Below are 24,403 nucleotides of genomic sequence, written 5' to 3' on the forward strand. Positions count from 1 at the left end.
AGGCCGCGCAAGTTAGACCTACTCCACCATGCCATTGGTTCACGCCATGAAGGAGAACACCGCACACAATCTGTCCGCGCCGCCACGGCGCGGGTCTCGCGGTCACTCCTCCTTGGCGGTGACGGTCACGGGGGCGTAGCCGAGCTTCTCCAGCGGTTCGCGGATCTGTGCGGCGTCTCCGACGGCGACGACGGTCAGGGCCTCGGGGTCGACGTGCTTGCGGTAGGCGCGGGCGACGCCGTCCGGGGTGGAGGCGCGGACGGCGGCCAGGTACGCGGACGGGTAGTCCGCGCCGAGCCCATTGGCGGACGCGTCGGCCAGTTCGGCGGCGACGGCGCGTGCCGTCTCGTACTCGGCGGGCGCCCGGTCGGCCAGCGCGCGGACTGACGATCCGTGCTCGTCGGCCTCGATGCCGCGGGAGACGACACCGCGCAGTTCGGTCAGCGCGTCCGCGACGGCGTCGGCGGTGACCTCGGTGTGGACGGCGCCCTGGGCGATGAACAGCCCGCAGTGCCGCATCCGCAGCAGCCCGGCCCGCATGCCGTAGGTGTAGCCCTTCTCCTCGCGCAGCACGGCGTTGAGCCGCGACGTGAGCCCGCCGCCCAGCACGTGCGAGGCCACCATCAGCGACGGCCAGTCGTGGTGCGAGCGGTCGGGGACGCCGTGCGCGAAGCCGAGGTAGGTCTGCACGGACCCGGGGCGGTCGACGACGACGATGCGGGCGGCCGACTCCGGCATGATCCGGTCGGCGGTCGGGAGCGGCTCGCCCGACCCCGCCCAGCTCTCCAGAGCGGCGCTGAGGGCCCCGTCGGCGTCCACCCCTGACAGATCACCCGCGACGACCGCGGTGGCCTCCGCGGGCACCACAGAGCCGTAGAAGCCGCGGACGTCCGACCCCTGGAGAGCGCCGACCGAGTCGCGGGTGCCGCCGGTGGGGCGGGACGCCCTGGCCTCGGTCGGGAAGAGGACCGCGCGGATCTCGCGCATGGCGCGCGAGCCGGGATCGGCGTCCTCCTGCGCGATCTCCTCCAGCCGTTCGCGGACCAGGCGGCGCACGTCGGCGTCGTCCAGCGCCGGGCGCCGCACCACCGAGGAGAACAGGTCCAGGGCGGCGTCGAGCCGCGACGTGGGGACGTCGAGCGCGACCCGCAGCGCGGTCAGGTCGGCGTGGGCGTAGAGGCTGGCGCCGAGCCGCTCGAACGCGGCGGTCAGCGCGGTGCCGCCGCCCGGCTCGGTGCCCTCCAGCAGGGCGCGGGCGGTCAGCGTCGCGACGCCGTCCAGGCCGGAGGGCTCGCGGCCGGCGCCCGCGTGCAGGACGAGCCGGACCGCGGCGAGCCGCCGGCCGGGCAGGTCGCAGCGCAGCGTCGCCGGCCCGGCCGGGACGCGGCCCGCGGTCCCGGCCGGGAAGGCCCAGGCCGGGACGGGCCCCGGGACGGGGCGGGGCTGCAGGACGAGACCGCTGCTCACGAGGTGCCTCCGTAGGTCAGGGCGGCGCGGGCGCCGGGCGCGAGCCAGTGGCCCGCCATCTCCTTGATCGCGTCCGCGGTGACGGCGGCGGCGCGGCCGGGGGCGGTGTAGACCCGGGCCGGGTCGCCGAACTGCGTCGCGTTCTGCGACAGTGCGTTGGCCAGGCCCGTCACCGTCTCGGTCTGCTCCAGGAAGCCGCGTTCGGCCTGGGCGGTGGCGCGGGCGGTCTCGTCGGCGTCCGGGCCGTCGGCGGCGAACCGCTCCAGCTCCTCGTCCAGCACGGCGGCGATCTTGTCCGGTTCCGGCCCGATGGCGTCCACGATCGCCAGGGACGGCCCGGACGCGAGCCGCGTCACCCCGGCCCACACCTCGGTGGCGATCTGGTCGCGCCGCACCATCCGGTCGTACAGGCGGGAGCCGGAGCCGCCGCCGAGGATCTCGACCGCGAGCTCGGCGGCCTCGACGTCGTCGCCGCCGTCGGTGGGCAGCGTGAACATCGCGAAGTAGGCGGGGGAGGGGACCTCCTCGTCGACCGCCTCGCCGCGGACGCCGGGCAGCGGCCCGAGGTCGCCGGGGCGGGCGGGGGGCTTGTCCGGCCCGGCCGGGAGGCCGCCGAAGTAGCGCTCCACCGCGGCCACCGTCTTCTCCGGGTCGACGTCGCCGACGACGGACAGGACGGCGTTGCCCGGCGCGTACCAGGTGGCGAAGAAGTCGGCGCAGTCTTCGAGGGTGGTGGCGTCCAGGTCGTCCATGGAGCCGATCGGGGTGTGCGCGTAGGGGTGGCCCTGCGGGAATGTCAGCGCGCACAGCCGCTCGAAGGCCGTCCCGTAGGGCTGGTTGTCGTAGCGCTGGCGGCGTTCGTTCTTCACCACGTCGCGCTGGTTGTCGAGGTTGGCCTGGGTGAGCGCGCTGGGCAGCGTCCCCATCCGGTCGGCCTCCAGCCAGAGCGCGAGCTCCAGGTGGCTGACGGGAACCGTCTCGTAGTAGTTCGTGCGCTCGAACGACGTGCTGGCGTTGAACGCGGCGCCGGCGCTCTCCAGGAGTGCCGCGTGCTCCCCTTCGGCGACGTTGGCGGAGCCCTGGAACATCAGGTGCTCGAAGAGGTGGGCGAGGCCGGTGCGGCCGGCCCGCTCGTGCCGCGAACCCACCCCGTACCAGATGTTCACGGCGGCCAGTGGTACGACGTGGTCCTCGCAGACCACCACGCGCAGGCCATTGCCGAGCGTGTGCTCATGCAGCGGCTGTTCTGCCACGGAGCGCTCCCGTCCGTTTCGATGGGTCGGCCGGCGGACAGCACCGCGCGCGTCGGCGGGACGTGCCCGGTGCGGCGGGCTTGATCTCGGTCTCACCGTACCGGGTGCGCCGGACGGGAGGCGCGTCCGCGCGAACTGTGGATAACTCGCGCCCAGGAAACGGACAAGCTCGGACGAAGCCGGACGAGAAAGCGGGAGCCGAGGGGAAGAAGGCGGGTCAGGAGGCGGCGGACTCGTGCGCCGCGATGGCGTCCTCCAGGGACCGGTGCAGGACGAAGATCTTGGTGAGCTGGGTGACGTGGAAGACGCGCCGCACCCGGTCGTTGACGCCCATGAACGACATCGAGCCGTCGCGCGCGCGGAGCCGGTGGTAGATGCCGACGAGCACGCCGAGGCCGGTGGAGTCCAGGAAGGTGACCTCGCTGAGGTCGATGACCAGGTGCGAACCGCCGTTGTCGATGATGTCGAGCAGGGCCTCCCGCAGCCGGGGGCTGGTGAAGACGTCGATCTCACCGCTGATCTTCACGACCGTGAGGCCCTTCTCGACGCGATGCTCGACGGCGAAGTCCACCGGTGCTCCTCTCTGCCGGTCGTCTCGCGAGGGCCCTAGGGGAGTTCTAGAGCACCCGGAGGGGAACTCATTAGTTACCCCTGTCGGACGTTGTTACGCCCGTCAAGCGTGTGACACGCGTCAGGGAGCCCGGAACAGTGCCCAGACCACCTTGCCGTGGGAGAGGGCCCGCCAGCCCCAGCGGACGCTGAACGACTCGACCAGATGCAGGCCGCGTCCGGTCTCGGCGATGTAGTCGGGTTCCTTGCGGCGTGGCGCCATGCGGCTCGCGTCCATGATTCCGCAGAGCAGCCACGGGCCTTCGTGCCCCAGGCGCAGCCTTATGGCGGACGGAGCGGATCCCAGCGGGTCGGCCGGGTCGCCGTACACGCCCTCGCGGTGCACGTCGTCGCCCAGCCGCCCGCCGGTCACCCTTCCGCTGTGCCTCAGCGCGTTCGTGACGAGTTCGGAGACGACGAGGCCGACGTCGTCGGTGAGCTCGGAGAGGTTCCACTCGACGAGCCTGGAGACCGCGAAGTGCCGGGCGTCGGTGACCGACTCGGGGTCGGGCTCGACGGTGAAGGAGACCGTGGCCCCGGTCAGCTCGGTCAGCGCGGTGACGGCCGTGTCGAGGCGCGGGGGCAGGTCGCACGACTCCGGGACCGGCGTCGAGCGCCCAGCGTGGTCCTGCGGGTCGGCCGGCCCCGCGACAGGGGCAAGCTCCCACCGCGTGTCGTCGTGCGCATGGCGTGACGTCATTCCACCGGACCCCGCAGAGTGATCTCGTTGTGCAGCCGTGGCTCGGAAGTCTCGTGCGTTATCCTGCGCATCGTAGCGTGCGAATGCAAGGCCCAATGCACGTGCATCCGCGTTGTGAGGGTGTGGGGCGACGCGGATCGCATGCGAGTGATCGGAGGTAACCGCAGGACACTGAGGCCAGTGGCACACTAGGTTCGCTGTCCGCCGAATAGCCGGGAGGTTGGGCGTGACTCCAGAGACGCCGGGAAGCGGGTCGACGGTTCGTCGGATCCTGCTCGGGTCACAGCTTCGCCGTCTGCGCGAGCAGAGGGGCGTGACCCGTCAGGACGCCGGCTACGTCATCCGCGCGTCGGAGTCCAAGATCAGCCGCCTCGAGCTCGGCCGGGTCAGCTTCAAAGAACGCGACGTGGACGACCTGCTCACGTTGTACGGCGTCAGCGACAAGACCGAACGCGAGGCGCTGCTACAGCTCGCCAGGGAGGCCAACACCCCCGGTTGGTGGCACCGGTACAACGACGTGCTGCCCGGCTGGTTCCAGACCTATGTCGGCCTGGAGGAGTCGGCGGCGCTGATCCGCACATATGAACTGCAGTTCGTCCCGGGCCTGCTGCAGTCGGAGGGGTATGCGCGTGCGGTGATCCGCCTGGGCAACGCCGGAGCCGCGGAACAAGAGATCGAACAGCGCGTGGAACTGCGCCTGCAACGTCAGGAACGCCTCACCGGCCCGGACGCGCCGCGTCTGTGGGCCGTGGTGGACGAGGGGGCGCTCAAGCGTCCCATCGGAGGTCCGGAGGTGATGCGGGGCCAGTTCGAGCACCTCATCGAGATGTCCAAGCTGCCCAACGTCACCATCCAGATCATGCCGTTCCGGTTCGGCGGCCACGCCGCCGAGGGGGGCGCCTTCACGATCCTGCGTTTTCCCGAGCAGGACCTGCCGGACGTGGTTTACGTCGAGAACCTCACCGGCGCGATGTATCTGGACAAGCGCGACGACGTCGACACCTACCTGCAGGCGATGGAACGCCTGTGCGTCGACAGTGCGACTCCGGAACGCACGGTCGAGCTTCTCGGTGATCTTCTCAGAGAGACATGATGCTCCAGACCGATTACGACAACGGGATGTCGGCCGCCGAGCTCCTCGGGGCGCGATGGCTGAAGTCCCGGCGAAGCAACTCCCAGGGGAACTGTGTGGAAATCGCCGAACTGCCCGGAGGGCAGGTGGCGATGCGCAACTCCCGTCATCCCGAGGGTCCCGCCCTCATCTACACCCGCCCCGAGATAGAAGCGCTCATCCTTGGAGCCAAGGACGGCGACTTCGACCATCTCATCGCTTCCCGTAACTGAATCCCGAGCGGCGGGTCGGCACCGGTACACCGAACGTCGGCCCCGCCGCCCCAACGAGACACAGGCCACCCCAGGCGCGAGGGTGGCCTTTTTTCTCCAGGTCTTCTCCAGGTCAGCCGCAGTTGCCGTAGGACGAGGTACGGCCGTTGCCGCCGAAGCGGACGCACGTACCAGGCGCCTTCACGTACACCGGCCCCGCGTACCAGGCGAACGACCCGCTGTCACCGATCTTGCTGCCGCCCTTCTTCTGGATCCAGGTCGACACCGGCGACTTCTTGCCGACGTTCGTGGTCTTGATGGTGACGGCGCAGTTGTAGGTGGACGAGTTGTAGAGCAGGTAGGCGACGCCACCGGAGACGGCCATGGAGCGCTGCACGTAGTACCCGCCTCCGTGGCCTCCGCTGTTGCACACGGCCTGTGGCGTGTACTTGTTGGGCGGTTCCTTGGGCGGGGTCCCGCCACCGCCACCGCCGCCGTTCGGGGGTGTCGACCCTCCGGGCTGCTGCGGTGTGCCCGGCTTCTTGGAGCCGTTGGGGTTCGAGGGGTTCCCGCTCTGGCCGTTCCCCGGCTGCCCTGGTTTGGGCTTCGCCGGGCTCTGGGCGTCGGTTCCGGCGCCGTTCGCGGCCCCGGAGCCGCCTTGCGTCCCCTGGTTCTGGTCGGACGACGCGACGGACTGCCCGTCGTCCTTACCGTCGCCGGACCGTGTCGTCGCCCAGGCGGCGCCGCCGGCGATGACCACCGCCACCGCCACGGCCGCCGCGATCGGCACGGCGAGGCGCCCGCCCCTCCTTCCGTCCGCCCGCCGGCCGTGGGGCGGCATGGGAGGGGGCACCGGCGGCATCCCGGGTGCGGCGTGAACCTGGCCGTGACCGTTCGGCGGGGGCGTCGCGTCGCCGAAGGGCGGGGGCTGCGGGGCCGTCCGGTGCCTGACACCGGACGGGTCCGTGGCGCTCTCCGGAGGCAGGACGGCGCCGGCCATGGCGGACGGGGACGCGTGCGGGTCCGTCGAGCCGCGCGACGAGGCCGCGTACGGGGGCGCGGGCAGGTCGGCGGCCCCGGGGAAGGCGGGCAGCGGAGGGACGGGCGACGCGCCCGCCGATGTCCCGCTGGCCGCGCCGACCAGGCGCTCCTGCGCCTCCCGGGCCGTCGGGCGCTGCGCCGGCTCCTTGGTCAGGCATGCCAGGACCAGCTCGCGCATCGGGCTCGGCAGGTCGCCCAGATCGGGCTCGCCCGTCAGGATCCGGTGCATGACCGTGGCCATCTCGTCGTTGCCGAACGCCGGGCGTCCGGTGGCGGCGAACGACATCGTCGTGCCCCAGGCGAACATGTCGGCCGCGGGACCGACCTCGCCTCCCGTGAAGTGCTCGGGGGCCATGTAGGCGGGGGTCCCGACGTTCTGGGTCTCACCGGCCGCGCCCAGCGCGCGCGCCACCCCGAAGTCGATGACGCGCGGCCCGTCCGGGCCCATCATGACGTTGTGCGGCTTGAAGTCGCGGTGCACGATGCCGGCCTGGTGGATGGCGGTGAGAGCCGTCAGGGTGCTGATGGCGAGCCGTTCCAGGGCGCCGCCAGTGCGCGGGCCATCGGTCCGCACGACATGGTGCAGGGACAGCCCGGGGACGTACTCGCTGACTATGTACGGCTGGTCGCCCGCCACGTCGGCGTCGAGAACCTGCGCGGTGCAGAAGCGCGCGACGCGCTTGGCGACTTCCAGCTCCCGGACGAAGCGCGCGCGGGCGGACTCGTCCCCTGCCATGCCGCCGTGCATGAGCTTGATGGCGACGTGGTCCGTGGACCGCGTGGCGCCGCTCTCCCCGGCGGGACGGCCCAGGAAGACCGCGCCCTGCCCGCCCTCGCCCAGGCGGCCCAGGATCTCGTAGCCGCCCAGTCGGGTCGGATCGCCCGACCGCAGTGGAAGGGCGTCCGGCATCGTCCTGTCCGTCACACCACTCGCTCCCCGTCGCTCCCGGCTCATTGGCAAGACTGTCAGCAAGACTATGGCCAGACGAGGGTATGCGCTCCGCCAAGCAGGTGATCTAGCGTCTTGGCTGCGGGGACTTATTGGGACTATAGTCCGCTTAGTGGAACGGGGGAGGGCTGATGGACCGTCGTCCGGCCGCCGGGAGGCGGGTCGACCTGGAGCTGATGCGCACGCCGCCGCCCAAGGAGCGCGCCGACGCCGCCCGCAACCGGGTGAAGGTGCTGGACGCCGCGGCGGCGCTCTTCGCCCGGCACGGGGTCGAGTCGGTCACGATGGACGCGGTGGCGGCCGAGGCCGGTGTGGGCAAGGGGACCCTCTTCCGGCGGTTCGGCGACAAGGCCGGCCTGGCCGTGGCCCTGCTGAACGAGCGGGAACGCGATCTGCAGGACGCGATCCTGTTCGGCCCGCCTCCGCTGGGTCCAGGGGACGGGGCGACGACCGTTCCGCCGTCCGAGCGTCTGCGGGCCTTCGCCGATGCCTACCTGGACTACGTGCTGGACCACCTATCGCTGGTGCGCATGTCGGAGACCGCGTCGCCCGGGGCGCGGTACCGCATCGGCGCCTACGGATTCTGGCATCGCCACCTGACGATCCTGCTGGACGAGTTCGGTGAGGCGGTTCCGGACGGCGAGGCCATGGCGCACGCGCTCTTGGCCGTCCTCGGCGCGGAACACCTCACCGCGATGGTCGAGGGCGTGGGGGCGGAACGCGCGCGCGCCACCGTCCACGCCTTCTTCAACGTGACCGTCCCGTAGGAGGCCCAGAAACACGAAAACCCCCGCACGGGGGGTTTCGCATGCCCAGGCCTCAAGAGGCCGGGGCGAACGGTGGTCAGGCCGGGTCGGGCGTCCGCCGCTCTGGACGGGACTCCGCCCGGCCGTCGGCCTTGCCCGGTGGACCCTCCTGGGCATGGTTGCGTTCCAGCTGCGCCGCGACCGCGAGCGCTCGAAGGGACGTCGTCTTCAGGTGTTTGCGTCCGTTGGTGGAACGGCGAGGAATGCTGCTCGGCACGGATTCACCTCCATGGGCGGTGGACAGGGGTGCTACCCGGGTCGCCGGATCTCGCACGGTAGTTGCAACCGCAAGATCCTTGGCGCTATTCCGAGTGATCGTTCCGTTTAGCGTCGTCCGGTTCCGGCCGCCGCCGCGTGCCTCGGGCGGATCAAGGGTGGGACGCTGGACTCCGTGCGGAAGATGCTCGCCACACCTTCGCCGCCAGCGAACTCTCTGACAGGGGGCTAGAGGTAGAGGCCGACGTTCTTCTGGGGAGCACCCTTGGGCGGGGTCAGGTCGGCGGGGTGGAGGGTGGTCAGGGCCTGCGGGTCCGACGTGTCGGTCAGGCGGGTGGACTGGATCGCCAGGGCCGTGTCCAGGATGTTCCGCATGAGGCGGCCGTTGCCGAAGGTCGTGTCGCGGGGGATCTCCCGGAGGATCTCGCGCAGGCGGGTGCGGACGTCCGGGGTGAGGGTGAGGCCCTCCTGGGCGGCCATGCGGGTGAAGATGGCCACCAGTTCCTCGTCGGTGTAGTCGGGGAACGTGAGGTGCTTGGGGAGGCGGGACTTCAGGCCCGAGTTCGCGGTCAGGAAGGCCGTCATCTCGCGCTCGTAGCCGGCCACGATGACCACCAGGTCGCCGCGGTACTCCTCCATCAGCTGGACGAGGGTGGAGACGGCCTCCTGGCTGTAGGTGTCGCCGGTGAGGGAGTAGGCCTCGTCGATGAAGAGGACGCCGCCGAGGGCCTGCTCCACGGCCGCCCGGACGCGGGGCGCCGTCTGGCCCAGGTAGGGGCCGACCAGGTCGGCGCGGGCGGCCTCGACCAGGTGGCCGGACGAGAGCAGGCCGAGCTGCGCGTACACCGAGGCGATCAGGCGGGCGACGGTGGTCTTGGCGGTGCCGGGATTGCCGGTGAAGACCATGTGCCGGGTGGGGACGGGGACCGGGTGGCCGGCGGCGCGGCGCAGGTCGGCGGCGCGGGCCTCGGCGGCGAGGCGGTGCACCTCCTCCTTGACGGCGGCGAGGCCGATGAGCGCGTCGAGTTCGGCGAGCGGGTCGGTGACGGGCCGCACGCGGGTGGTGCCGGTCAGGGTGTCCGGGATGTCGGCGGGCAGGAGGGCGGCGAGGTCGTCCGGGGTGGGCTTGCGCAGGGCGGTGACGCGGCGGGCCTGGAGGGCGGTGGCGCGCTCCACGAGGTTGCGCATCGCGCGGGCGTTGCCGAAGGAGCGCCCGCGCGGGGCGCGGCGGAGCAGCTCGGCGACCTTGCCGGCGGTGGCGTCGGACGGTGCCAGCCCGGCGGCCGCCGTCTGGGCGGTGAAGATCTCGATCAGCTGGGCGTCGGTGAAGTCGGGGAACCGGACGATGGTCGGGAAGCGGGACGCCAGGCCGGGGTCGGAGGTGAGGAAGCGCTGCATCTCGCGGTCGTAGCCCGCGACGATGACGACGAGGTCGTCCCGGTTGTCCTCCATGACCTTCAGGAGTTCGGCGATGGCCTCGGGGCCGTAGTCGTCGTCCAGGTCGGACTGGGTGAGGGCGTACGCCTCGTCGATGAACAGCACGCCGCCGACGGCGCGCTGGGCGACCTGGCGGGTCTTCACGGCGGTCTCGCCGATGTAGCGTCCGATGAGCCCGGACCGGGACGTCTCGACCAGGTGGCCCGAGGACAGGACGCCGAGGTCCTTGAGGACGCGGGCGAAGAGGCGCGCGACGACGGTCTTGCCGGTGCCGGGGTTGCCGGTGAAGACCATGTGCCGGGCCGGGCCCGCGGGGACGGGCAGCCCGGCGTCGCCGCGCAGCTTCGCGGCCTTCGCGCCGGCGATGATGAGCTCGATCTCGTGCTTGACGGTGCCGAGGCCCACCAGGGCGTCGAGTTCGGCCATCGGGTCGTCGGCGGGCGTGTCGAACGAGGCGGGGACGTCCGGGCGCTTGACGACGAGTTCCTGGCCGGGCTCGGTCCGCTCACGGACGGCTTCGACGACGATGTCGGCCAGCCGCTGGGCGAGGCGGGCGTTGCGCAGGTTCCGGACGGGCGGCGTGCGGGCGAGGAGCTGTCCCGCGGCGGTCAGGGCGCGCTTGTGGGCGCGCGCCCCGCGCTGCTGGACGGCCCGGTTGAACAGCTCCGAGTACCCCTCGGCGGTGAACGGGTGCGTCCTGACGACCTGGAACCGCAGGGCGAGCCCGGGGTTCACCTCGCGGATGCGCGCGTCCCCGCCGGGCTCGCACAGAGCCACGACGTGGAGGTCGTCGTGGACGTCGAGGGCCCGGTGCAGTTGTTCGACGATGGCCTCGCCGCTCTGCGTGTCGCGGGACATGTCGTCCAGGCCGTCGATGACCATCAGCCGCGTTCCGGCGCAGTCGCGCGCGTCGTTGTAGAGGTGGATGGTCGCGGCGGAGACCTCCTTGGCGGCGAAGAAGTCGTCGGCCAGCCAGAGGGGCTCCTCGGTGATGCCGTGCCGCTGGACGAGCCGCGCGATCTCCTGGGCGGCGTCCCGCTTGCCGGTGCCGTCCGGGCCGACGATCATCAGCCGGACGGGGCCGGTGCCGTCGGCGATCTCCTCCAGCGCGGCCACGACGTCCGGCTGGCCGATCAGGCCGGTCGTGATCGGGGGGCGGCGGGCGCCGCGGGGACGGGACGCGGCGGCCTTGCCGAGGCTGGCGGCGAGCGGGTTGACCATCCGGCGGCGCGGCGCGAACAGGCGCCGGACGTCCTTCTGGAACCCCGCGATCGGGATCCACGCGGGGTCGGGAGCGCCGGCGGGGCCGGGGAGCCCCTGGACGACGCCGGTGAAGCGCGTCGCCATGTCGAGCCAGCCGCGGCAGGCGTCGATGGCGCCGGCGCCGAGGGCGCGCGCGAGCCACGCCCATTCGCCGAGGGACCAGGGGTCCGGGTCGAAGGAGCCGCGGGTGTCGTCGAAGTGTGCGAGCAGCGCGCCGTACTGGTCTTCGGTCAGGACGGTCGACAGCTCGGCGGGCACCTGCTTGAGCCCGGCCTGCAACAGCAGGTGGACGAGCAGCTCGTCGACGGTTTCCTCATGCGGGGCGACGTTGCGCAGGTGCTCGTGTACGGGAAGGAGCCCCGAGCACACCCATTCCAGGTAGCCGATGGGGCCGGCCAGTTCGGGCAGGACGGCGATGGTCTCGTCGTCCGCCTGGGCGGCCCACAGGTCGCGCCTTTCCTCCAGCGGTCGCGAGAGCCACTCGCCCGGGGGAGGGGTCTCGAAGAGCTTGACCAGCGCCTGCCGCCGGGCCTCGATCGGTTCGAGGCCCTCGAACACGGTGAGCGCCTCGCGGGCGAGGGTGAGGGAGAGGTCCTGGTCGCCGGACTCCTCAAGCCAGTCGAACGGCCGGAACGCGCCCGAGCCCGCACTCCAGTCGACGCTGTTCTGCTGAGGGTCGAGCGGTTCGGTCAGGAGACGTCCGAAGACCTCGTGGAACAGCTTCGTGCTCGACCCGGACAGGACGGTCGCGGCGCCTTGCAGGAAGCCGAACAGGGTCATCATCTCGGCGACGACCAGCGGGGCCGGGTTGGCCATCAGCGCGTGGTGGTCGGTGGTGAGCGGGAGGCTGCGCGAGTCGGCGGCGAGGGCGTCGATCCGGTCGCGGATCTGGTCGAACAGCCCGTCCGGAACGCGCCACGGTCCCGCCGCGTAGAAGTCGAGGACGGGCTCGTCCGAGACGAGCAGTTCCAGATGTTCCGGCAGCCGCACCGCGTTCCTCTCAAAGCACACAACCCCGGCGGAACAGCCTAACGAGCGCGGCGTCGCCAGGGGCCCCGGACGCCGAGACGGTCCCGGACGCCGGGACGGCCCCGCGTTCCAGCAGGTCGCCGGACACACCCGGACACACCCGGACGCGCCGAAAGAACCGTGCAAATTTCTCAGTAAACGCGATCTATCACTTTGTTCACAAACCACGATCGGTTCCCGGTGCTCGCCGAACCGTTCAACTGGGTAGGTATCCGAGGATTCAGCCTGTGCCCGCCCGTCTGGGAGAGTTACGTGATCGCAAAGCTGCTCGTCGCCAACCGGGGCGAGATCGCCGTGCGCGCCTTCCGCGCGGCCTACGAACTCGGCATCGCCAGCGTCGCCGTCTACGCCCACGAGGACCGGCTGTCCCTGCACCGGCAGAAGGCCGACGAGGCGTACGAGATCGGCGAGCACGGCCACCCCGTCCGCGCCTACCTGGACGTGGACGGCATCGTGGAGACCGCGCTGCGGGTGGGCGCCGACGCCGTCTACCCCGGGTACGGGTTCCTGTCGGAGAGCCCCGAGCTGGCGAAGGCGTGCGAGCGCAACGGGATCAGGTTCGTCGGCCCGCCGTCCCGCGTGCTGAGCCTGGCCGGCAACAAGATCGAGGCGGTCGCGGCGGCGCGGCGGGCGGGCCTGCCGGTGCTGCGCTCGGCGACGCCGGAGCCGGGGCGGGAGCTGGAGGCGGCCGACGAGGTCGGGTTCCCGCTCTTCGTGAAGGCCGCGGCGGGCGGCGGCGGGCGGGGGCTGCGCCGCGTCGACCACCGCGAGGAGCTGGAGGCCGCCGTCGACACGGCGCGCCGCGAGGCCGAGAGCGCGTTCGGCGACCCGACGGTGTTCCTGGAGCAGGCGGTCGACCGCCCCCGCCACATCGAGGTGCAGATCCTCGCGGACGGCGCCGGGAGCGTCGTCCATCTGCGCGAGCGCGACTGCTCGGTGCAGCGCCGCCACCAGAAGGTCGTGGAGATCGCGCCCGCGCCGCGGCTGGACCCGGACGTGGCGCGGCGGCTCTGCGACGACGCGGTCCGGTTCGCCCGGGAGATCGGGTACGAGAACGCGGGCACGGTCGAGTTCCTCGTGGACGACCGCGGCGAGCACGTGTTCATCGAGATGAACCCGCGCATCCAGGTCGAGCACACCGTGACCGAGGAGGTCACCGGCGTCGACCTGGTGCAGAGCCAGCTGCGCATCGCGGGCGGCGAGACCCTCGCCGACCTCGGCATCGCGCAGGACCAGGTGAGCGTGAGCGGCTTCGCCGTGCAGTGCCGCATCACGACCGAGGACCCCGCGAACGGGTTCCGCCCCGACACCGGGAAGATCTCGGCCTACCGGTCGCCGGGCGGCGCCGGGGTGCGCCTCGACACCGGGACGGCCTACGGCGGCGCGATCGTCTCCCCGCACTTCGACTCGCTGCTGGTGAAGCTGACCTGCCGCGGCCGGACGTTCGAGGAGGCCGTGCGGCGGGCGCGCCGGGCCGTCGCCGAGTTCCGCATCCGCGGTGTCGCGTCCAACATCCCGTTCCTGCGGGCGCTGCTGGACGAGCCCGACTTCCGTGCGGGCGGGGTCACGACGTCCTACATCGCCGACCATCCCGACCTGCTCACGGCCCGTTCCAGCGGTGACCGCGCCACACGGCTCGTCCGGTACCTGGCGGACGTCACCGTCAACAAGCCGCACGGTGATGCGCCCACGGACCTGGACCCGGCGACGAAGCTGCCGCCGCTCGACCTGGACGGCCCGTTCCCGGAGGGCTCACGCGACCGGCTGCTGGCGCTCGGCCCGCGCGCGTTCGCCGAGCGGCTCCGGAACCAGAACGCCCTGGCCGTCACCGACACGACGTTCCGTGACGCCCATCAGTCGCTCCTCGCCACGCGAGTGCGCACCTACGACCTGCTGGCGGCCGCGCCCTACCTCGCCCGCATGACGCCGGAGCTGCTGTCCGTCGAGGCCTGGGGCGGTGCGACGTACGACGTCGCCCTTCGCTTCCTGGGCGAGTCGCCCTGGGACAGGCTGGCCGCGATCCGGGAAGCCGCGCCCAACCTGTGCATCCAGATGCTCCTGCGTGGGCGCAACACGGTCGGCTACACCCCGTACCCCGACTCGGTGGCGCGCGCCTTCGTGAAGGAGGCGGCCAGTACGGGCGTCGACATCTTCCGGGTGTTCGACGCCCTCAACGACGTCGAACGCATGCGGCCGGCCATTGACGCCGCGCTTCAAACCCACGCGCTGGTCGAAGGAACCCTCTGCTACACCGGCGACCTGTCGGCCCCGGGCGAACGGCTCTACACGCTCGACTACTACTTGCGGCTCGCAGAGGAACTCGTCGAAGCGGGCGTCCACATCCTGTGCATCAAGGACATGGCCGGCCTCCTTCGCGCCCCTGCCGCGCGCACACTGGTGAAGGCACTCCGCGACCGGTTCGACCTGCCCGTCCACCTGCACACCCATGACACGGCCGGCGGCCAGATCGGCACCTACATCGCCGCTATCGAAGCGGGTGTCGACGCCGTCGACGGTGCCGCGGCCCCGCTGTCGGGCACCACGAGCCAGCCGCCCCTGCAGGCGATCGTGGCCGCGACCGACTTCACCGACCACGCGACCGGCATCGACCTGGACGCGCTGACCGTCATGGAGCCGTACTGGGAGGCCGTCCGGAAGCTCTACGCGCCGTTCGAGATGGGCCTTCCGTCGCCGACCGGACGCGTCTACCAGCACGAGATCCCGGGCGGCCAGCTGTCGAACCTGCGGCAGCAGGCGGTCGCGCTCGGCCTCGGCGACCGCTTCGAGGAGATCGAGCGCCTGTACGCGGCGGCCGACGCGATCCTCGGGCGGCTCGTGAAGGTCACCCCGTCCAGCAAGGTCGTCGGCGACCTGGCCCTGCACCTCGTCGCCGCGGGCGCCGACCCGGACGACTTCGCCGAGAACCCCGACCGCTACGACATCCCGGACAGCGTCATCGGGTTCCTGAACGGCGAGCTGGGCGACCCTCCGGGTGGCTGGCCCGAGCCGTTCCGCACCAAGGCCCTTGCGGGACGGCAGTACACGCCCGCCCGTGCCGAGCTGGACGGAGCCGAAGAGAAGGCCCTGGACGGTCCGGACGTGCGCGACACCCTCGACCGCCTGCTCTTCCCCGGCCCCGCGAAGGACTACCGGGAAGCCCGTGCGGCCTATGGCGACCTGTCCCTCCTGCCGACCGGCCCGTTCCTCTACGGGCTGCGCACGGGCCACGAGGTCGCGTTCGACCTCGAACCCGGCGTGCGCGTCCTCGCCGGGCTGGAGGCGGTCGGCGACATCGACGAGGCCGGCGTCCGGCAGGTCATCTGCACGGTGAACGGGCAGCTCCGCACCCTGTCCGTGCGCGACAAGTCCGTCGTGTCGGACGCGCCGCCGGTCGAGCGCGCCGACCCCGCGGAGCCCGGCCACGTCGCCGCGCCCTTCGACGGCTCCGTCACGCTGCGGGTCGCCAAGGGCGAGGAGGTCGCGGCCGGGGACGTCGTCGCCACCATCGAGGCGATGAAGATGGAGGCCGCCATCACCGCTCCCGTGGGCGGCACCGTCGCGCGGCTGGCCGTCCCGGAGGCCACCCCGGTCCAGGCGGGCGATCTCCTCCTCGTGATCCAGGAGTAGCCGTGAGCCGGTCCTGGGCGCCACCGCCCGCGGTTCGCGGCGCGCGCTACGGCCTGCGGATCGCGTAGGCGCCCAGGGACGGTTCCAGAAGGTCGAAGGCGGTTGTCGCGGACTCGGTCAGCGCGGCCGCGATCTCGTCGTTCGTCTCACCGTCGAGGGTCCGGCCGAGGATCTCCTGGAACAGGACGCGGTGGACCCCGCCGACCTGCGCGGCGACGAGGCGGGGGAGGACCTCGTCCGGCCCGGCGCCCGTCTCCTCGGCCAGGACGGCGGCGAGGGCGTCCTCCCGCTCCTCGTGGAACTCGCGGAGCCGCGCCACCAGCGCCGGGCTCTCCACGATCATGCGGGCGAAGTCGGGGCCGGAGAACCCGATCACGGCGTCGTGCTTGGCGACGGCCTCCAGGAAGGCCCGGCGGAGGGCTGTCAGCGCCGATTCGCCCGGCGCCCGTCCGGCGACCGTGCGGGCCAGGAGCGCGACGAACTCCTCGTGCAGGTCGAGGGCCAGGTCCTCCTTGCGCGGGAAGTAGTTGGTGACGGTCATCTTCGCCACCTGGGCCGCCGCGGCGACGTCGGCGATCGTCACCCGGTCGAAGCCGTGCCGCATGAACAGGCGCGTCGCCTGGTTCGAGATGTTCTGCCGTGTCTGCCGCTTCTTCATCTCCCGCAGTCCCATGCCCGCCATCCTCTCACAGCTCGACCTAAATTTATAGTTGACATAGTTCTAGGTCCGTTCTAAGTTTATGTCACAGGGCAGGCGGGTACCGAGATCGGGTGACCCGTTCCCTCCCGGCAGGACGAGCAAAGGACACCGCCCTGAACGCCAGCCACGCGCCGAGCGCGTCCCTCCGCGCCACCGTGACCCTCGTCGACCCGATGAAGGACTACCTCTCCCGCATCGGGCGCACCGCACTGCTCACCGCCGAGCAGGAGGTCGACCTGGCCAAGCGCATCGAGGCCGGCCTGTTCGCCCGAGAGCGTCTCGAAACCCTCGGCGACGAGCTGAGCCTCCAGGACAAGCAGGACCTGGAGTGGATCGCCGCCGACGGGCGCCGTGCCAAGGAGCACATGGTCGAGGCGAACCTCCGCCTCGTCGTTTCACTGGCCAAGCGCTACATGGGCCACGGCCTGCCGCTGAACGACCTCGTCCAGGAGGGCAACCTCGGGTTGATCCGCGCCGTGGAGAAGTTCGAGTACCGCCGCGGCTTGAAGTTCTCCACCTACGCCGTCTGGTGGATCAAGCAGGCGATCAGCCGCGCCCTCGCCGACCAGAGCCGGACGATCCGCATCCCCGTGCACGTCGTGGAGGTGCTGAACCGGATGACGCGGGTGCGGCGGCGGATGATGCAGGACCTCGGCCGCGAGCCGACCTCGCAGGAGCTGGCCGCCGAGCTGGACGTCACGCCGGAGAAGGTCGACTGGCTGCGCCGGCAGTCCCGGGAGCCGCTGTCCCTGCACACCCCGCTCGGCGAGGACGGCGACGGCGAGCTCGGCGACGTCATCGAGGACCCGGACGGCGGCGACCCCGCCGACGTCGTCGCGTCCTCGATGCTGCGCGGGCGCCTCGACGCCGTCCTGGAGACGCTCACCGAGCGCGAGGCGGGCGTGATCTCGCTGCGGTTCGGGCTGTCCGGCGGCGAGCCCAAGACCCTTGAGGAGGTCGGCAAGGTCTACGGGGTGACGCGCGAGCGCATCCGGCAGATCGAGTCGAAGGGCATGCACAAGCTGCGCCACCCGTCCCGCAGGGAGACCCTCGCCGACCTGCTCAGCTGACCGTCACCCAGGGGGCGGCACCCGTGTCGCCCCCGGGTGATGCTCACCGCTTTTTCGTGGTTGCGGACGGATTTTCCCCCGCCGGGGTGAGAGAGTGGATGATCTCTCGAGTATCCGGCGGGTGGGGAGACGATGGCGAGGCGGTCGGGACGGCTGGGGCGGCTCACGGGCACCCGTGCGGTGCGGGGAGCCGCGGCCGGCGGCGCACTGGCGCTGACCCTCGCCCTGGCACAGGCGCCCGCGACGGCGGCGGCGCCCGGTCCGGTCGCCACCGCGCGGCCCGGCGCGTCGACGATGCCGTTCGACCCGGCGAAGCTGCGCGCGACGCTGGACGCCACCCACGACGCGGGCATGTACGGGATCTTCTCCGAGGCCCGGGACGGCAACACCTCGTGGGACGGAGCGTCCGGCGTCGCGGACGTCGACACCGGCCGCCCGGTCACCTCGACCATGCGGCAGCGGGTCGGCAGCATCACCAAGTCGTTCGTCGCCACGGCGCTCCTTCAGCAGGTGGAGAGGGGCCGCGTCAGCCTCGACGCTCCGATCGCCTGGTACGCGCCCGACCTCGTTCCACGGCCGCTCGGCCGGCAGATCACGGTGCGGATGCTCCTCAACCACACCAGCGGCATCGGTGACTACGTCGGCACGGCGTTCCCGTCGTTCATGGAGCTGTCGCCCGCGAGCCTGGACGAGTTCCGCTTCCGCGACGTCCGGCCCGAGCGGCTCGTCAAGTGGGGACTCCAGGCGCCGCGAACCGGTGAGCCGGGCGAGCGCTGGTCGTACTCCAACACCAACTACATCATCGCCGGGCGGATCCTGGAGAAGGTGACCGGGACCAAGGCGGAGAAGTACATCACCCGGAACGTCATCGCCAAGGCCGGGCTGAAGCACACCTACTTCCCGTCCTCGCCCTGGATCTCCGGACCCCACTCGCGTATGTACGAATCGCTGTACCAGCACGTGAAACCACCACGTGACTACAGCACCTACGACATGAGCTGGGCCTGGACGGCCGGCGAGCTGGTCTCCACCATGGACGACCTCAACCGCTTCTACCGCAGGCTCCTCACCGGCGGCCTCATCGGCACGAACACGCTGGCGCAGATGAAGCGGACCGTCCCGGTGAAGGACGCCGACGGCAACCTCCTGATGAACTACGGGCTCGGGCTGTACTCCCTCGACCTGCCCTGCGGGACGTTCTGGGGCCACGACGGCGCCGTCTTCGGCGCCGGTACCCAGTCGCTGTCGTCCGCCGGTGGCGCGCGGCAGATCTCGCTGGCCCTCAACCTGATGAAGTACCAGCAGCTCAACGCGAACGGCACGCCCGTCCCGCACCCGATCGACAACGCGCTGGGCGCGCACGTGGTGGAGGCGCTCTGCGGCACCCAGGCCGCCACCCGCTCGACCGCCGCCGAGCGCCCCCTCCGCCTGCTACCGCTCCAGTCCCTCCGCGCCCCCCGGTGAACCGCCGCTGACCGCCGGCGGAGCCCAGGGGCACCTCACGGGCTGAGGGCGAGGTCGGACGGGTCGGTGTTCGCGCCGCACAGGACGACCACGACCCGTTCGCCCGGGGCCGGGCGGTAGGCGCCGGTGCGCAGCGCGGCGACCGCGGCGGCGGTGCCGTGCTCGACGACCAGCCGGTACTCGGCCCACAGGAACCGGCGGGCCTCGATGATCGCCTCGTCCGTGACGAGGACCGGCCGCACCCCGGTGCGGGACGCGACGGCGAACGCGATGTCGCCGAGCCGGGTGGCGCCGAGGGAGTCGGCGGCGATCCCGGAGACGTCCACGTCGACCGGGCGCCCGGCGTGCAGGGCGCGCTCCAGGGTCGGGATGGTCTCGGGCTCCACGCCGACGACGCGCGCCGTCCCTTCGAGGGCGGCGGCGACGCCCGCCATCAGCCCTCCGCCGCCGACCGCCAGCAGCACGGTGTCGGCCTCGCCGCCGGTCTGCTCCAGGACCTCGGCGCCGAGGGTGCCCTGCCCGGCGCACACGGCGGGCAGGTCGTAGGCGTGGCAGAACAGGGCGCCGGTGTCGGCGGCCCGCTTGGTCGCGGCGTCCTGCGCCTCGGCGTACCGGGTGCCGACCTGGACGACCGCGGCGCCGAGGGCGCGCAGCCGGGCGACCTTCACCGCGGGCGCGGTCTCCGGGACGAACACCTCGGCGGGGACGCCCACCTCCGCCGCCGCGTACGCGAACGCCAGGCCGGCGTTGCCGCCCGAGGCCGCGACGACGCCGACGCCGGGCAGCCGTCCCTCGTCCCGCGCCGCCAGGATGTGGTTGAACGCGCCGCGCGCCTTGAACGACCCGGTGTGCTGCGTCAGTTCGAGCTTCAGCCACGTCCGCCCGGCGGGGGCGAGCGGGGCCGGGTCGACCTCGATCAGCGGCGTGCGCCGGATGCGGCCCGCGACGCGGTCCGCCGCGGCCTGGACGTCCGAATGTGCGATCACCGGGGGTTCCTCTCCGAGGCATCAGTAGCCAATCCCAGTTTGGGACATGACCAACGGTACGGCGACCCAGCGGTCAGCGAGTGGTGCGAGGACGGCCAGCGGCTCGCGCTCACCAACCGGGCGCGGCGCGACGCCGCGGCGGGCGGCGGTGACCAGGCGGTCGACTTCCAGGACTCGGGGAGATCGTCAGCTCGTTTCGGCCGAAGGCCTACTGAGGGCGGCGGCGCGGTCCAGCAGGACCCGGCGTTCGGGCGTGTTGCGGGTGAGCTCCGCGGCGCGCTCGAACTGCGCGCGGGCCTCGTCCGCCCGGCCGAGGCGGGCGAGCAGGTCGCCGCGGACGCTCGCCAGCAGGTGGTGGTCGCGCAGCGGCGGCTCGTCCACCAGGGAGTCGGCGATCTCCAGGCCCTTCTCCGGGCCGTGCGCCATGCCGACCGCGACCGCGCGGTTCAGCTCCACGACCGGGGACGGCGCCACGGTCGCGAGGATCTCGTAGAGGGACGCGATCTGCGTCCAGTCGGTGTCCTCGGCGGTGGCCGCCTGCGCGTGGCTCGCGGCGATCGCGGCCTGGAGGACGTAGGGGCCCGGCGGCTCGCCGATGGCCTTGGCGCGGAGCAGGGCGGCGAACCCGCGGTGGATGAGGAGCCGGTCCCAGCGCCCGCGGTCCTGCTCCTGGATCGGGACGGGCTCGCCGGACGGCCCGGTGCGCGCCCGGGTCCGCGACGCCTGGATCTCCATCAACGCGACCAGCCCGTGCACCTCGGGCTCGCCGGGGGCCAGCTCGGCGAGGACGCGGCCGAGGCGCAGCGCCTCCCGGCACAGGTCGGCCCGCACCCAGGCGTCGCCGGCGGTGGCCGCGTACCCCTCGTTGAAGATCAGGTAGACGACCTCCAGGACGGACGACAGCCGCGCGGCGCGGTCCGGCCCCTCCGGGACCTCGAACGGCACGCCCGCCTCCGACAGCGTCCGCTTCGCCCGGACGATCCGCTGGGCCACGGTCGGCTCGGAGACGAGGAACGCGCGCGCGATCTCGTCGGTGGTGAGGCCGCCGAGCATCCGGAGCGTCACCGCGACCCGCGCCTGCGTGGACAGGACCGGGTGGCAGGCGGTGAAGATCAGCCGCAGCACGTCGTCCTCGATGTGCTCGTCGTCCGGCACGTCGAACTCCGGCGGCGGCCGGCTCTCCAGGTCGCGGCCGATCTCCTCGATCCTGTCCTCCAGCCGCCGGAGCCGCCGGATCCGGTCGATGGCGCGGCGCTTGCCGACAGCCATGAGCCAGGCGCCCGGGTTGTCCGGGACGCCCGACTCCGGCCACTGTTCGAGCGCGGCGACCAGCGCGTCCTGCGCGAGTTCCTCGGCGAGCCCGACGTCGTGCACCATCCGGGCGAGGCCGGCGATGATGCGGGCGGCCTCCAGCCGCCACACCGCGTCGACGCGCGCGTGCACGTCGGACCTGCTCGAATCCGTCACGCCGCCGATGAGAGCACCCGCACCGGCCGCCGCGCAAGCTCAGCGGGCGCTCACTCCCCGGGGAACGGGTCGCCCGGCCCGAAGACCTGCTTGATGACGCCCTCGCCGTCCCCGACGATCGAGTAGAACCGCGAGGACAGCTCGATCGCCTCCTCGCGGGACCGCACCTCGACCAGCGCGAACCCGACGACGCTCTCCTTCGCCTCGGTGAACGGGCCGTCGGTGACGGTGACCTTCCCGCCGGACGACTTGATGTAGGTGCCCCTCGGCTCCAGCCCGCCGGTCGCGAGCAGGACCCCGGACTTGGACATCTCCTCGATGAACCGGCCCATCTCGGCCTGCATCTTCTCGTCCGGCGGGGTGTCGTCGGCGTCCGTCGTCATCATCAGGAACCGCATCGTGTGCCTCCTCATGTCCGCCGGGCTCCTCCCGGCCTCTCGCTGACGCGTCGAAGAAGGGGTGACCGGATCGACATTCCGGCCGGACTTTCTCCGGATTTCTTCGCCGGAACCGGATCGTGCCAGGTCAGGACCGTGTCTGCCAGAGAAGTTCAGTAAACCCGGGCGGACTAGGACGGAACAGGATGTGCCGGGCCGGTGGGCAAGCGGGCTCCCGCCGAGTAACTTCTTCTCCGAAGGAAGGTTTCTTGCGCGTCGAGGAGGCGTCCCGTGGGAGAACCGGCCCCGGGTGCCGGCGTTCCGCCCGTCCCCGAGATCGACGGCACGGTGCCGCACTCCGCGCGCATCTGGAACTACTGGCTGGGCGGCAAGGACAACTACCCCGCCGACCGCGCGGCCGGCGACGAGTTCATCGCCGTCTACCCCCAGATCGTCGACATCGCCAAGCACTCGCGGACCTTCCTCTCCCGCGTCGTCCGGTACCTGGCCGGCGAGGCGGGCGTCCGGCAGTTCCTGGACGTCGGCACCGGCCTGCCGACGGTCGACAACACCCACGAGGTGGCGCAGCGCGTCGCGCCCGACGCCCGCATCGTCTACGTCGACAACGACCCGCTCGTCCTCGCGCACGCCCGCGCGCTGCTCACCGGCACCCGGCAGGGCGCCACCGACTACATCGACGCCGACATGCGGGACCCCGACCGCATCCTCGCCGAGGCCGCCCGCACGCTCGACCTCGACCGGCCCGTCGGGCTGATGCTGCTGAACATCCTCGGGCACGTCGCGGACTACGACGAGGCGCGCTCCATCGTCCGCCGCCTCCTCGGCGGGCTGCCCCCGGGCAGCCACCTCGTGGTCGCGGACGGCACCGACGTCATCACCGGCGAGGCGTTCCGCACCGCGATCGACCTGTGGAACCGCGCCGGCGACACTCCCTACCACCTGCGCACGCCCGAGCTGATCGGCGGCTTCTTCGCGGGGCTGGAGCTGCTGGAGCCCGGCGTGGTGCCGGTGTCGCGGTGGCGCGCCGAGCCGGAGCCGGCCGGTGAGCCGGACGACGTCGACGAGTTCTGCGCCGTGGGGCGCAAGGCCTCGTGAGCCCCGCCGAACCCCGCGAACCCGCCCGCGTCGACCCCGGCCTCCGGACGGCGGGCCCGACGGTGCTGCGCATGGTGGTGGGCGCGCAGCTGCGCCGGTTCCGGGAGGCCGCCGGCATCTCCACCGAGGCCGCCGGCTACGAGATCCGCGGCTCCCACTCCAAGATCAGCCGGATGGAGCTCGGGCGCGTCGGGTTCAAGGAGCGCGACGTCGCCGACCTGCTGACCCTCTACGGCGTGACCGAACCCGACCTTCGCGAGCCGCTCATGGAACTGGCCGAACACGCAAACACACCGGGATGGTGGCAGCAGTACGGCGACCTCGTCCCCGGGTGGTTCGAGCCGTACCTCGGCCTCGAACAGGGCGCGGTGCTCGTCCGCGTCTACGCCGTCCACGAGATCCCCGAGCTGCTGCAGGCCCCCGGCTACGCCCGCGCCCTGATCGCGGCGCGGTACCCCGACGCGCCGCAGGAGGAGATCGACCGCCGGGCCGAGCTGCGGGCGCGCCGCCGCCGCGTCTTCGAGCGCGCCGACCCGCTGCGGCTGTGGGCGATCCTGGACGAGGCGGCGCTGCGCCGGACGGTCGGCGGCACCGCGGTCATGCGCGCCCAGATCGAGCACCTGATCGAGATGGCGGAGCTGCCGCACATCACCATGCAGATCCTGCCGTTCGCCTCCGGCGGCCACGCGGCGGAGAGCGGGCCGGTGACGCTGCTGCGGTTCGCCGAGCCCGAACTGCCCGACGTGGTCTACCTGGAGCAGCTCACCGGCGCCCTCTACCCCGACCGGCCGTCCGACATCACCCGGTACCGGGACGTCATGAACCGCATCGGGGTCCAGGCCGAGCGGCCGGCCCGGACCGCCGCGATCCTGCGGGACGTCCTGTCCCGGCTCCGCTGACGCGCGGGCTACTTCTTCGCGGGCTACTTCTTCGCGGGCACGTAGGTCGCGACGATGACGCCGGTCTCGAACGTCGTCGTGCCGGCCAGCTCGAAGGTCGCGGAGAAGTCCTCGCGGGTGAGCAGCTCCGCCGGGTCGCCGGTGCCGACGACGACCGGGTGGATCCACAGGCGCAGTTCGTCCAGCAGGCCGTGCTCGACGAGCGTCCGCGAGACGGGGCCGAAGCCGTACTGCAGGATGTCCTGGCCGTCCTGCTCCTTCAGCTTGGTGATCTCGGCGACGGCGTCCGCGCGCGGGATGACGGTCGTGTCCCCCCAGCCGGGCTTGCGCAGGGTGTCGGAGACGACGTAGTGGGGCAGGGTGTTCATCCGGACGCCGAAGTCGCCGGTGGCCTCCTCCATCGCCGGCCACGCCTGCGAGAAGCCGTCGAACGTCGCCCGGCCCATCAGCAGCGCGCCGCAGGAGAACAGCAGCTCCTGCGCGTAGGCCGCGGCCTCGTCCTGGAAGTAGGCCGACGTCCAGTTCTGCGGGTTCTCGATGACGCCGTCGAGCGAGATGTAGGTCGAGCTGATGATCTTGCGCATGGTGTCCTCCGTGGTCGATC

General features: G+C 72.1%; 20 protein-coding genes. 8 read left to right on the forward strand and 12 right to left on the reverse strand.

Annotation, left to right across the window (positions count from 1 at the left end):
- Positions 1-102 precede the first annotated feature (102 nt).
- The 4 genes from K8Z49_RS36590 to K8Z49_RS36605 form a co-directional block, all read right to left on the reverse strand.
- Positions 103-1,467 carry a M16 family metallopeptidase gene (locus tag K8Z49_RS36590; protein WP_111832185.1) on the reverse strand — a complete coding sequence of 455 codons (1,365 nt, stop codon included), beginning with the start codon at positions 1,465-1,467 and terminating at the stop codon, positions 103-105.
- Positions 1,464-2,720, reverse strand: coding sequence for a M16 family metallopeptidase (locus K8Z49_RS36595; protein ID WP_075023532.1), 1,257 nt, complete (start codon positions 2,718-2,720; stop codon positions 1,464-1,466). The genes K8Z49_RS36590 and K8Z49_RS36595 overlap by 4 nt, the downstream gene beginning before the upstream one ends.
- 217 nt (positions 2,721-2,937) lie before the next feature.
- Positions 2,938-3,291: an STAS domain-containing protein gene (locus K8Z49_RS36600; RefSeq protein ID WP_021595101.1), complete on the reverse strand. Its 354-nt coding sequence runs from the start codon at positions 3,289-3,291 to the stop codon at positions 2,938-2,940.
- 120 nt (positions 3,292-3,411) lie between these two features.
- Positions 3,412-4,029 carry an ATP-binding protein gene (locus K8Z49_RS36605; protein ID WP_021595102.1) on the reverse strand — a complete coding sequence of 206 codons (618 nt, stop codon included), beginning with the start codon at positions 4,027-4,029 and terminating at the stop codon, positions 3,412-3,414.
- 271 nt (positions 4,030-4,300) lie between these two features.
- On the opposite strand from K8Z49_RS36605, the gene K8Z49_RS36610 reads away from it, so the two are divergent.
- Entirely contained in the window at positions 4,301-5,122 is an 822-nt protein-coding gene (locus K8Z49_RS36610; RefSeq protein ID WP_081842528.1) for a helix-turn-helix domain-containing protein, read from the forward strand.
- Complete coding sequence (locus K8Z49_RS36615) at positions 5,119-5,373, forward strand: DUF397 domain-containing protein (protein ID WP_021595104.1); 255 nt, start codon at positions 5,119-5,121, stop codon at positions 5,371-5,373. Before K8Z49_RS36610 ends, K8Z49_RS36615 begins: the two co-directional genes overlap by 4 nt.
- 112 nt (positions 5,374-5,485) lie before the next feature.
- On the opposite strand, the gene K8Z49_RS36620 is transcribed toward K8Z49_RS36615, so the two are convergent.
- A complete protein-coding gene (locus K8Z49_RS36620) occupies positions 5,486-7,318 on the reverse strand; it encodes a serine/threonine protein kinase (RefSeq protein WP_412516305.1) in 1,833 nt (610 codons plus the stop codon).
- A 155-nt stretch (positions 7,319-7,473) separates the two neighbouring features.
- Between K8Z49_RS36620 and K8Z49_RS36625 the strand changes: the two genes are divergently transcribed.
- Positions 7,474-8,109 (forward strand): TetR/AcrR family transcriptional regulator, encoded by a 636-nt coding sequence (locus K8Z49_RS36625; RefSeq protein ID WP_021595106.1) that lies wholly within the window; start codon positions 7,474-7,476, stop codon positions 8,107-8,109.
- A gap of 76 nt (positions 8,110-8,185) precedes the next feature.
- Here the strand turns inward: K8Z49_RS36625 and K8Z49_RS36630 are convergent, their stop codons facing one another.
- Both K8Z49_RS36630 and K8Z49_RS36635 read right to left on the reverse strand, forming a co-directional pair.
- Entirely contained in the window at positions 8,186-8,365 is a 180-nt protein-coding gene (locus tag K8Z49_RS36630) for a hypothetical protein (protein WP_143118718.1), read from the reverse strand.
- A gap of 227 nt (positions 8,366-8,592) precedes the next feature.
- Positions 8,593-12,054 carry an AAA family ATPase gene (locus tag K8Z49_RS36635; protein WP_412516306.1) on the reverse strand — a complete coding sequence of 1,154 codons (3,462 nt, stop codon included), beginning with the start codon at positions 12,052-12,054 and terminating at the stop codon, positions 8,593-8,595.
- A gap of 291 nt (positions 12,055-12,345) precedes the next feature.
- Here K8Z49_RS36635 and K8Z49_RS36640 point away from each other — a divergent pair, with 291 nt between their 5' ends.
- On the forward strand, positions 12,346-15,720 hold the full coding sequence (locus K8Z49_RS36640; RefSeq protein WP_412516307.1) for a pyruvate carboxylase: 3,375 nt from the start codon (positions 12,346-12,348) through the stop codon (positions 15,718-15,720).
- A gap of 46 nt (positions 15,721-15,766) precedes the next feature.
- Here the strand turns inward: K8Z49_RS36640 and K8Z49_RS36645 are convergent, their stop codons facing one another.
- Positions 15,767-16,393 carry a TetR/AcrR family transcriptional regulator gene (locus tag K8Z49_RS36645; RefSeq protein ID WP_412516308.1) on the reverse strand — a complete coding sequence of 209 codons (627 nt, stop codon included), beginning with the start codon at positions 16,391-16,393 and terminating at the stop codon, positions 15,767-15,769.
- Between the two features lie 98 nt (positions 16,394-16,491).
- On the opposite strand from K8Z49_RS36645, the gene K8Z49_RS36650 reads away from it, so the two are divergent.
- Both K8Z49_RS36650 and K8Z49_RS36655 read left to right on the forward strand, forming a co-directional pair.
- A complete protein-coding gene (locus K8Z49_RS36650) occupies positions 16,492-17,490 on the forward strand; it encodes an RNA polymerase sigma factor (protein WP_412516309.1) in 999 nt (332 codons plus the stop codon).
- Positions 17,491-17,622: 132 nt separating this feature from the next.
- The gene (locus tag K8Z49_RS36655; protein ID WP_412516310.1) at positions 17,623-18,954 is read left to right on the forward strand and encodes a serine hydrolase domain-containing protein; all 1,332 of its coding nucleotides are present in this window, start codon (positions 17,623-17,625) and stop codon (positions 18,952-18,954) included.
- Between the two features lie 35 nt (positions 18,955-18,989).
- Here the strand turns inward: K8Z49_RS36655 and K8Z49_RS36660 are convergent, their stop codons facing one another.
- The 3 genes from K8Z49_RS36660 to K8Z49_RS36670 all read right to left on the reverse strand — a co-directional run bounded on the left by K8Z49_RS36660 (position 18,990) and on the right by K8Z49_RS36670 (position 21,820).
- The gene (locus K8Z49_RS36660) at positions 18,990-19,940 is read right to left on the reverse strand and encodes a threonine/serine dehydratase (protein WP_412516311.1); all 951 of its coding nucleotides are present in this window, start codon (positions 19,938-19,940) and stop codon (positions 18,990-18,992) included.
- 186 nt (positions 19,941-20,126) lie between these two features.
- A complete protein-coding gene (locus tag K8Z49_RS36665; RefSeq protein ID WP_412516312.1) occupies positions 20,127-21,407 on the reverse strand; it encodes an RNA polymerase sigma factor in 1,281 nt (426 codons plus the stop codon).
- A gap of 50 nt (positions 21,408-21,457) precedes the next feature.
- On the reverse strand, positions 21,458-21,820 hold the full coding sequence (locus K8Z49_RS36670) for a YciI family protein (protein ID WP_235206380.1): 363 nt from the start codon (positions 21,818-21,820) through the stop codon (positions 21,458-21,460).
- 255 nt (positions 21,821-22,075) lie between these two features.
- Between K8Z49_RS36670 and K8Z49_RS36675 the strand changes: the two genes are divergently transcribed.
- Together K8Z49_RS36675 and K8Z49_RS36680 are read left to right on the forward strand one after the other, a co-directional pair.
- The gene (locus K8Z49_RS36675; RefSeq protein ID WP_021595115.1) at positions 22,076-22,900 is read left to right on the forward strand and encodes an SAM-dependent methyltransferase; all 825 of its coding nucleotides are present in this window, start codon (positions 22,076-22,078) and stop codon (positions 22,898-22,900) included.
- Positions 22,897-23,799, forward strand: a complete 903-nt coding sequence (locus K8Z49_RS36680; protein WP_244938726.1) for a helix-turn-helix domain-containing protein — start codon at positions 22,897-22,899, stop codon at positions 23,797-23,799. Before K8Z49_RS36675 ends, K8Z49_RS36680 begins: the two co-directional genes overlap by 4 nt.
- A gap of 23 nt (positions 23,800-23,822) precedes the next feature.
- Here K8Z49_RS36680 and K8Z49_RS36685 read toward each other — a convergent pair whose 3' ends face one another.
- On the reverse strand, positions 23,823-24,383 hold the full coding sequence (locus K8Z49_RS36685; protein ID WP_021595117.1) for a dihydrofolate reductase family protein: 561 nt from the start codon (positions 24,381-24,383) through the stop codon (positions 23,823-23,825).
- Positions 24,384-24,403: the final 20 nt, after the last annotated feature.

The organism is Actinomadura madurae (genome assembly GCF_047130825.1).
GTDB classification, from domain to species: Bacteria; Actinomycetota; Actinomycetes; order Streptosporangiales; family Streptosporangiaceae; genus Spirillospora; species Spirillospora madurae.

What these genes read in the sequence shown, in the direction of transcription:
- K8Z49_RS36625 (WP_021595106.1), top strand. Translation starts at nt 7,474, where the DNA reads ATGGACCGTCGTCCGGCCGCCGGGAGGCGGGTCGACCTGGAGCTGATG.
- K8Z49_RS36670 (WP_235206380.1), bottom strand. Translation starts at nt 21,820, where the DNA reads ATGAGGAGGCACACGATGCGGTTCCTGATGATGACGACGGACGCCGAC.
- K8Z49_RS36605 (WP_021595102.1), bottom strand. Translation starts at nt 4,029, where the DNA reads ATGACGTCACGCCATGCGCACGACGACACGCGGTGGGAGCTTGCCCCT.
- K8Z49_RS36685 (WP_021595117.1), bottom strand. Translation starts at nt 24,383, where the DNA reads ATGCGCAAGATCATCAGCTCGACCTACATCTCGCTCGACGGCGTCATC.
- K8Z49_RS36655 (WP_412516310.1), top strand. Translation starts at nt 17,623, where the DNA reads ATGGCGAGGCGGTCGGGACGGCTGGGGCGGCTCACGGGCACCCGTGCG.
- K8Z49_RS36645 (WP_412516308.1), bottom strand. Translation starts at nt 16,393, where the DNA reads ATGGGACTGCGGGAGATGAAGAAGCGGCAGACACGGCAGAACATCTCG.
- K8Z49_RS36615 (WP_021595104.1), top strand. Translation starts at nt 5,119, where the DNA reads ATGATGCTCCAGACCGATTACGACAACGGGATGTCGGCCGCCGAGCTC.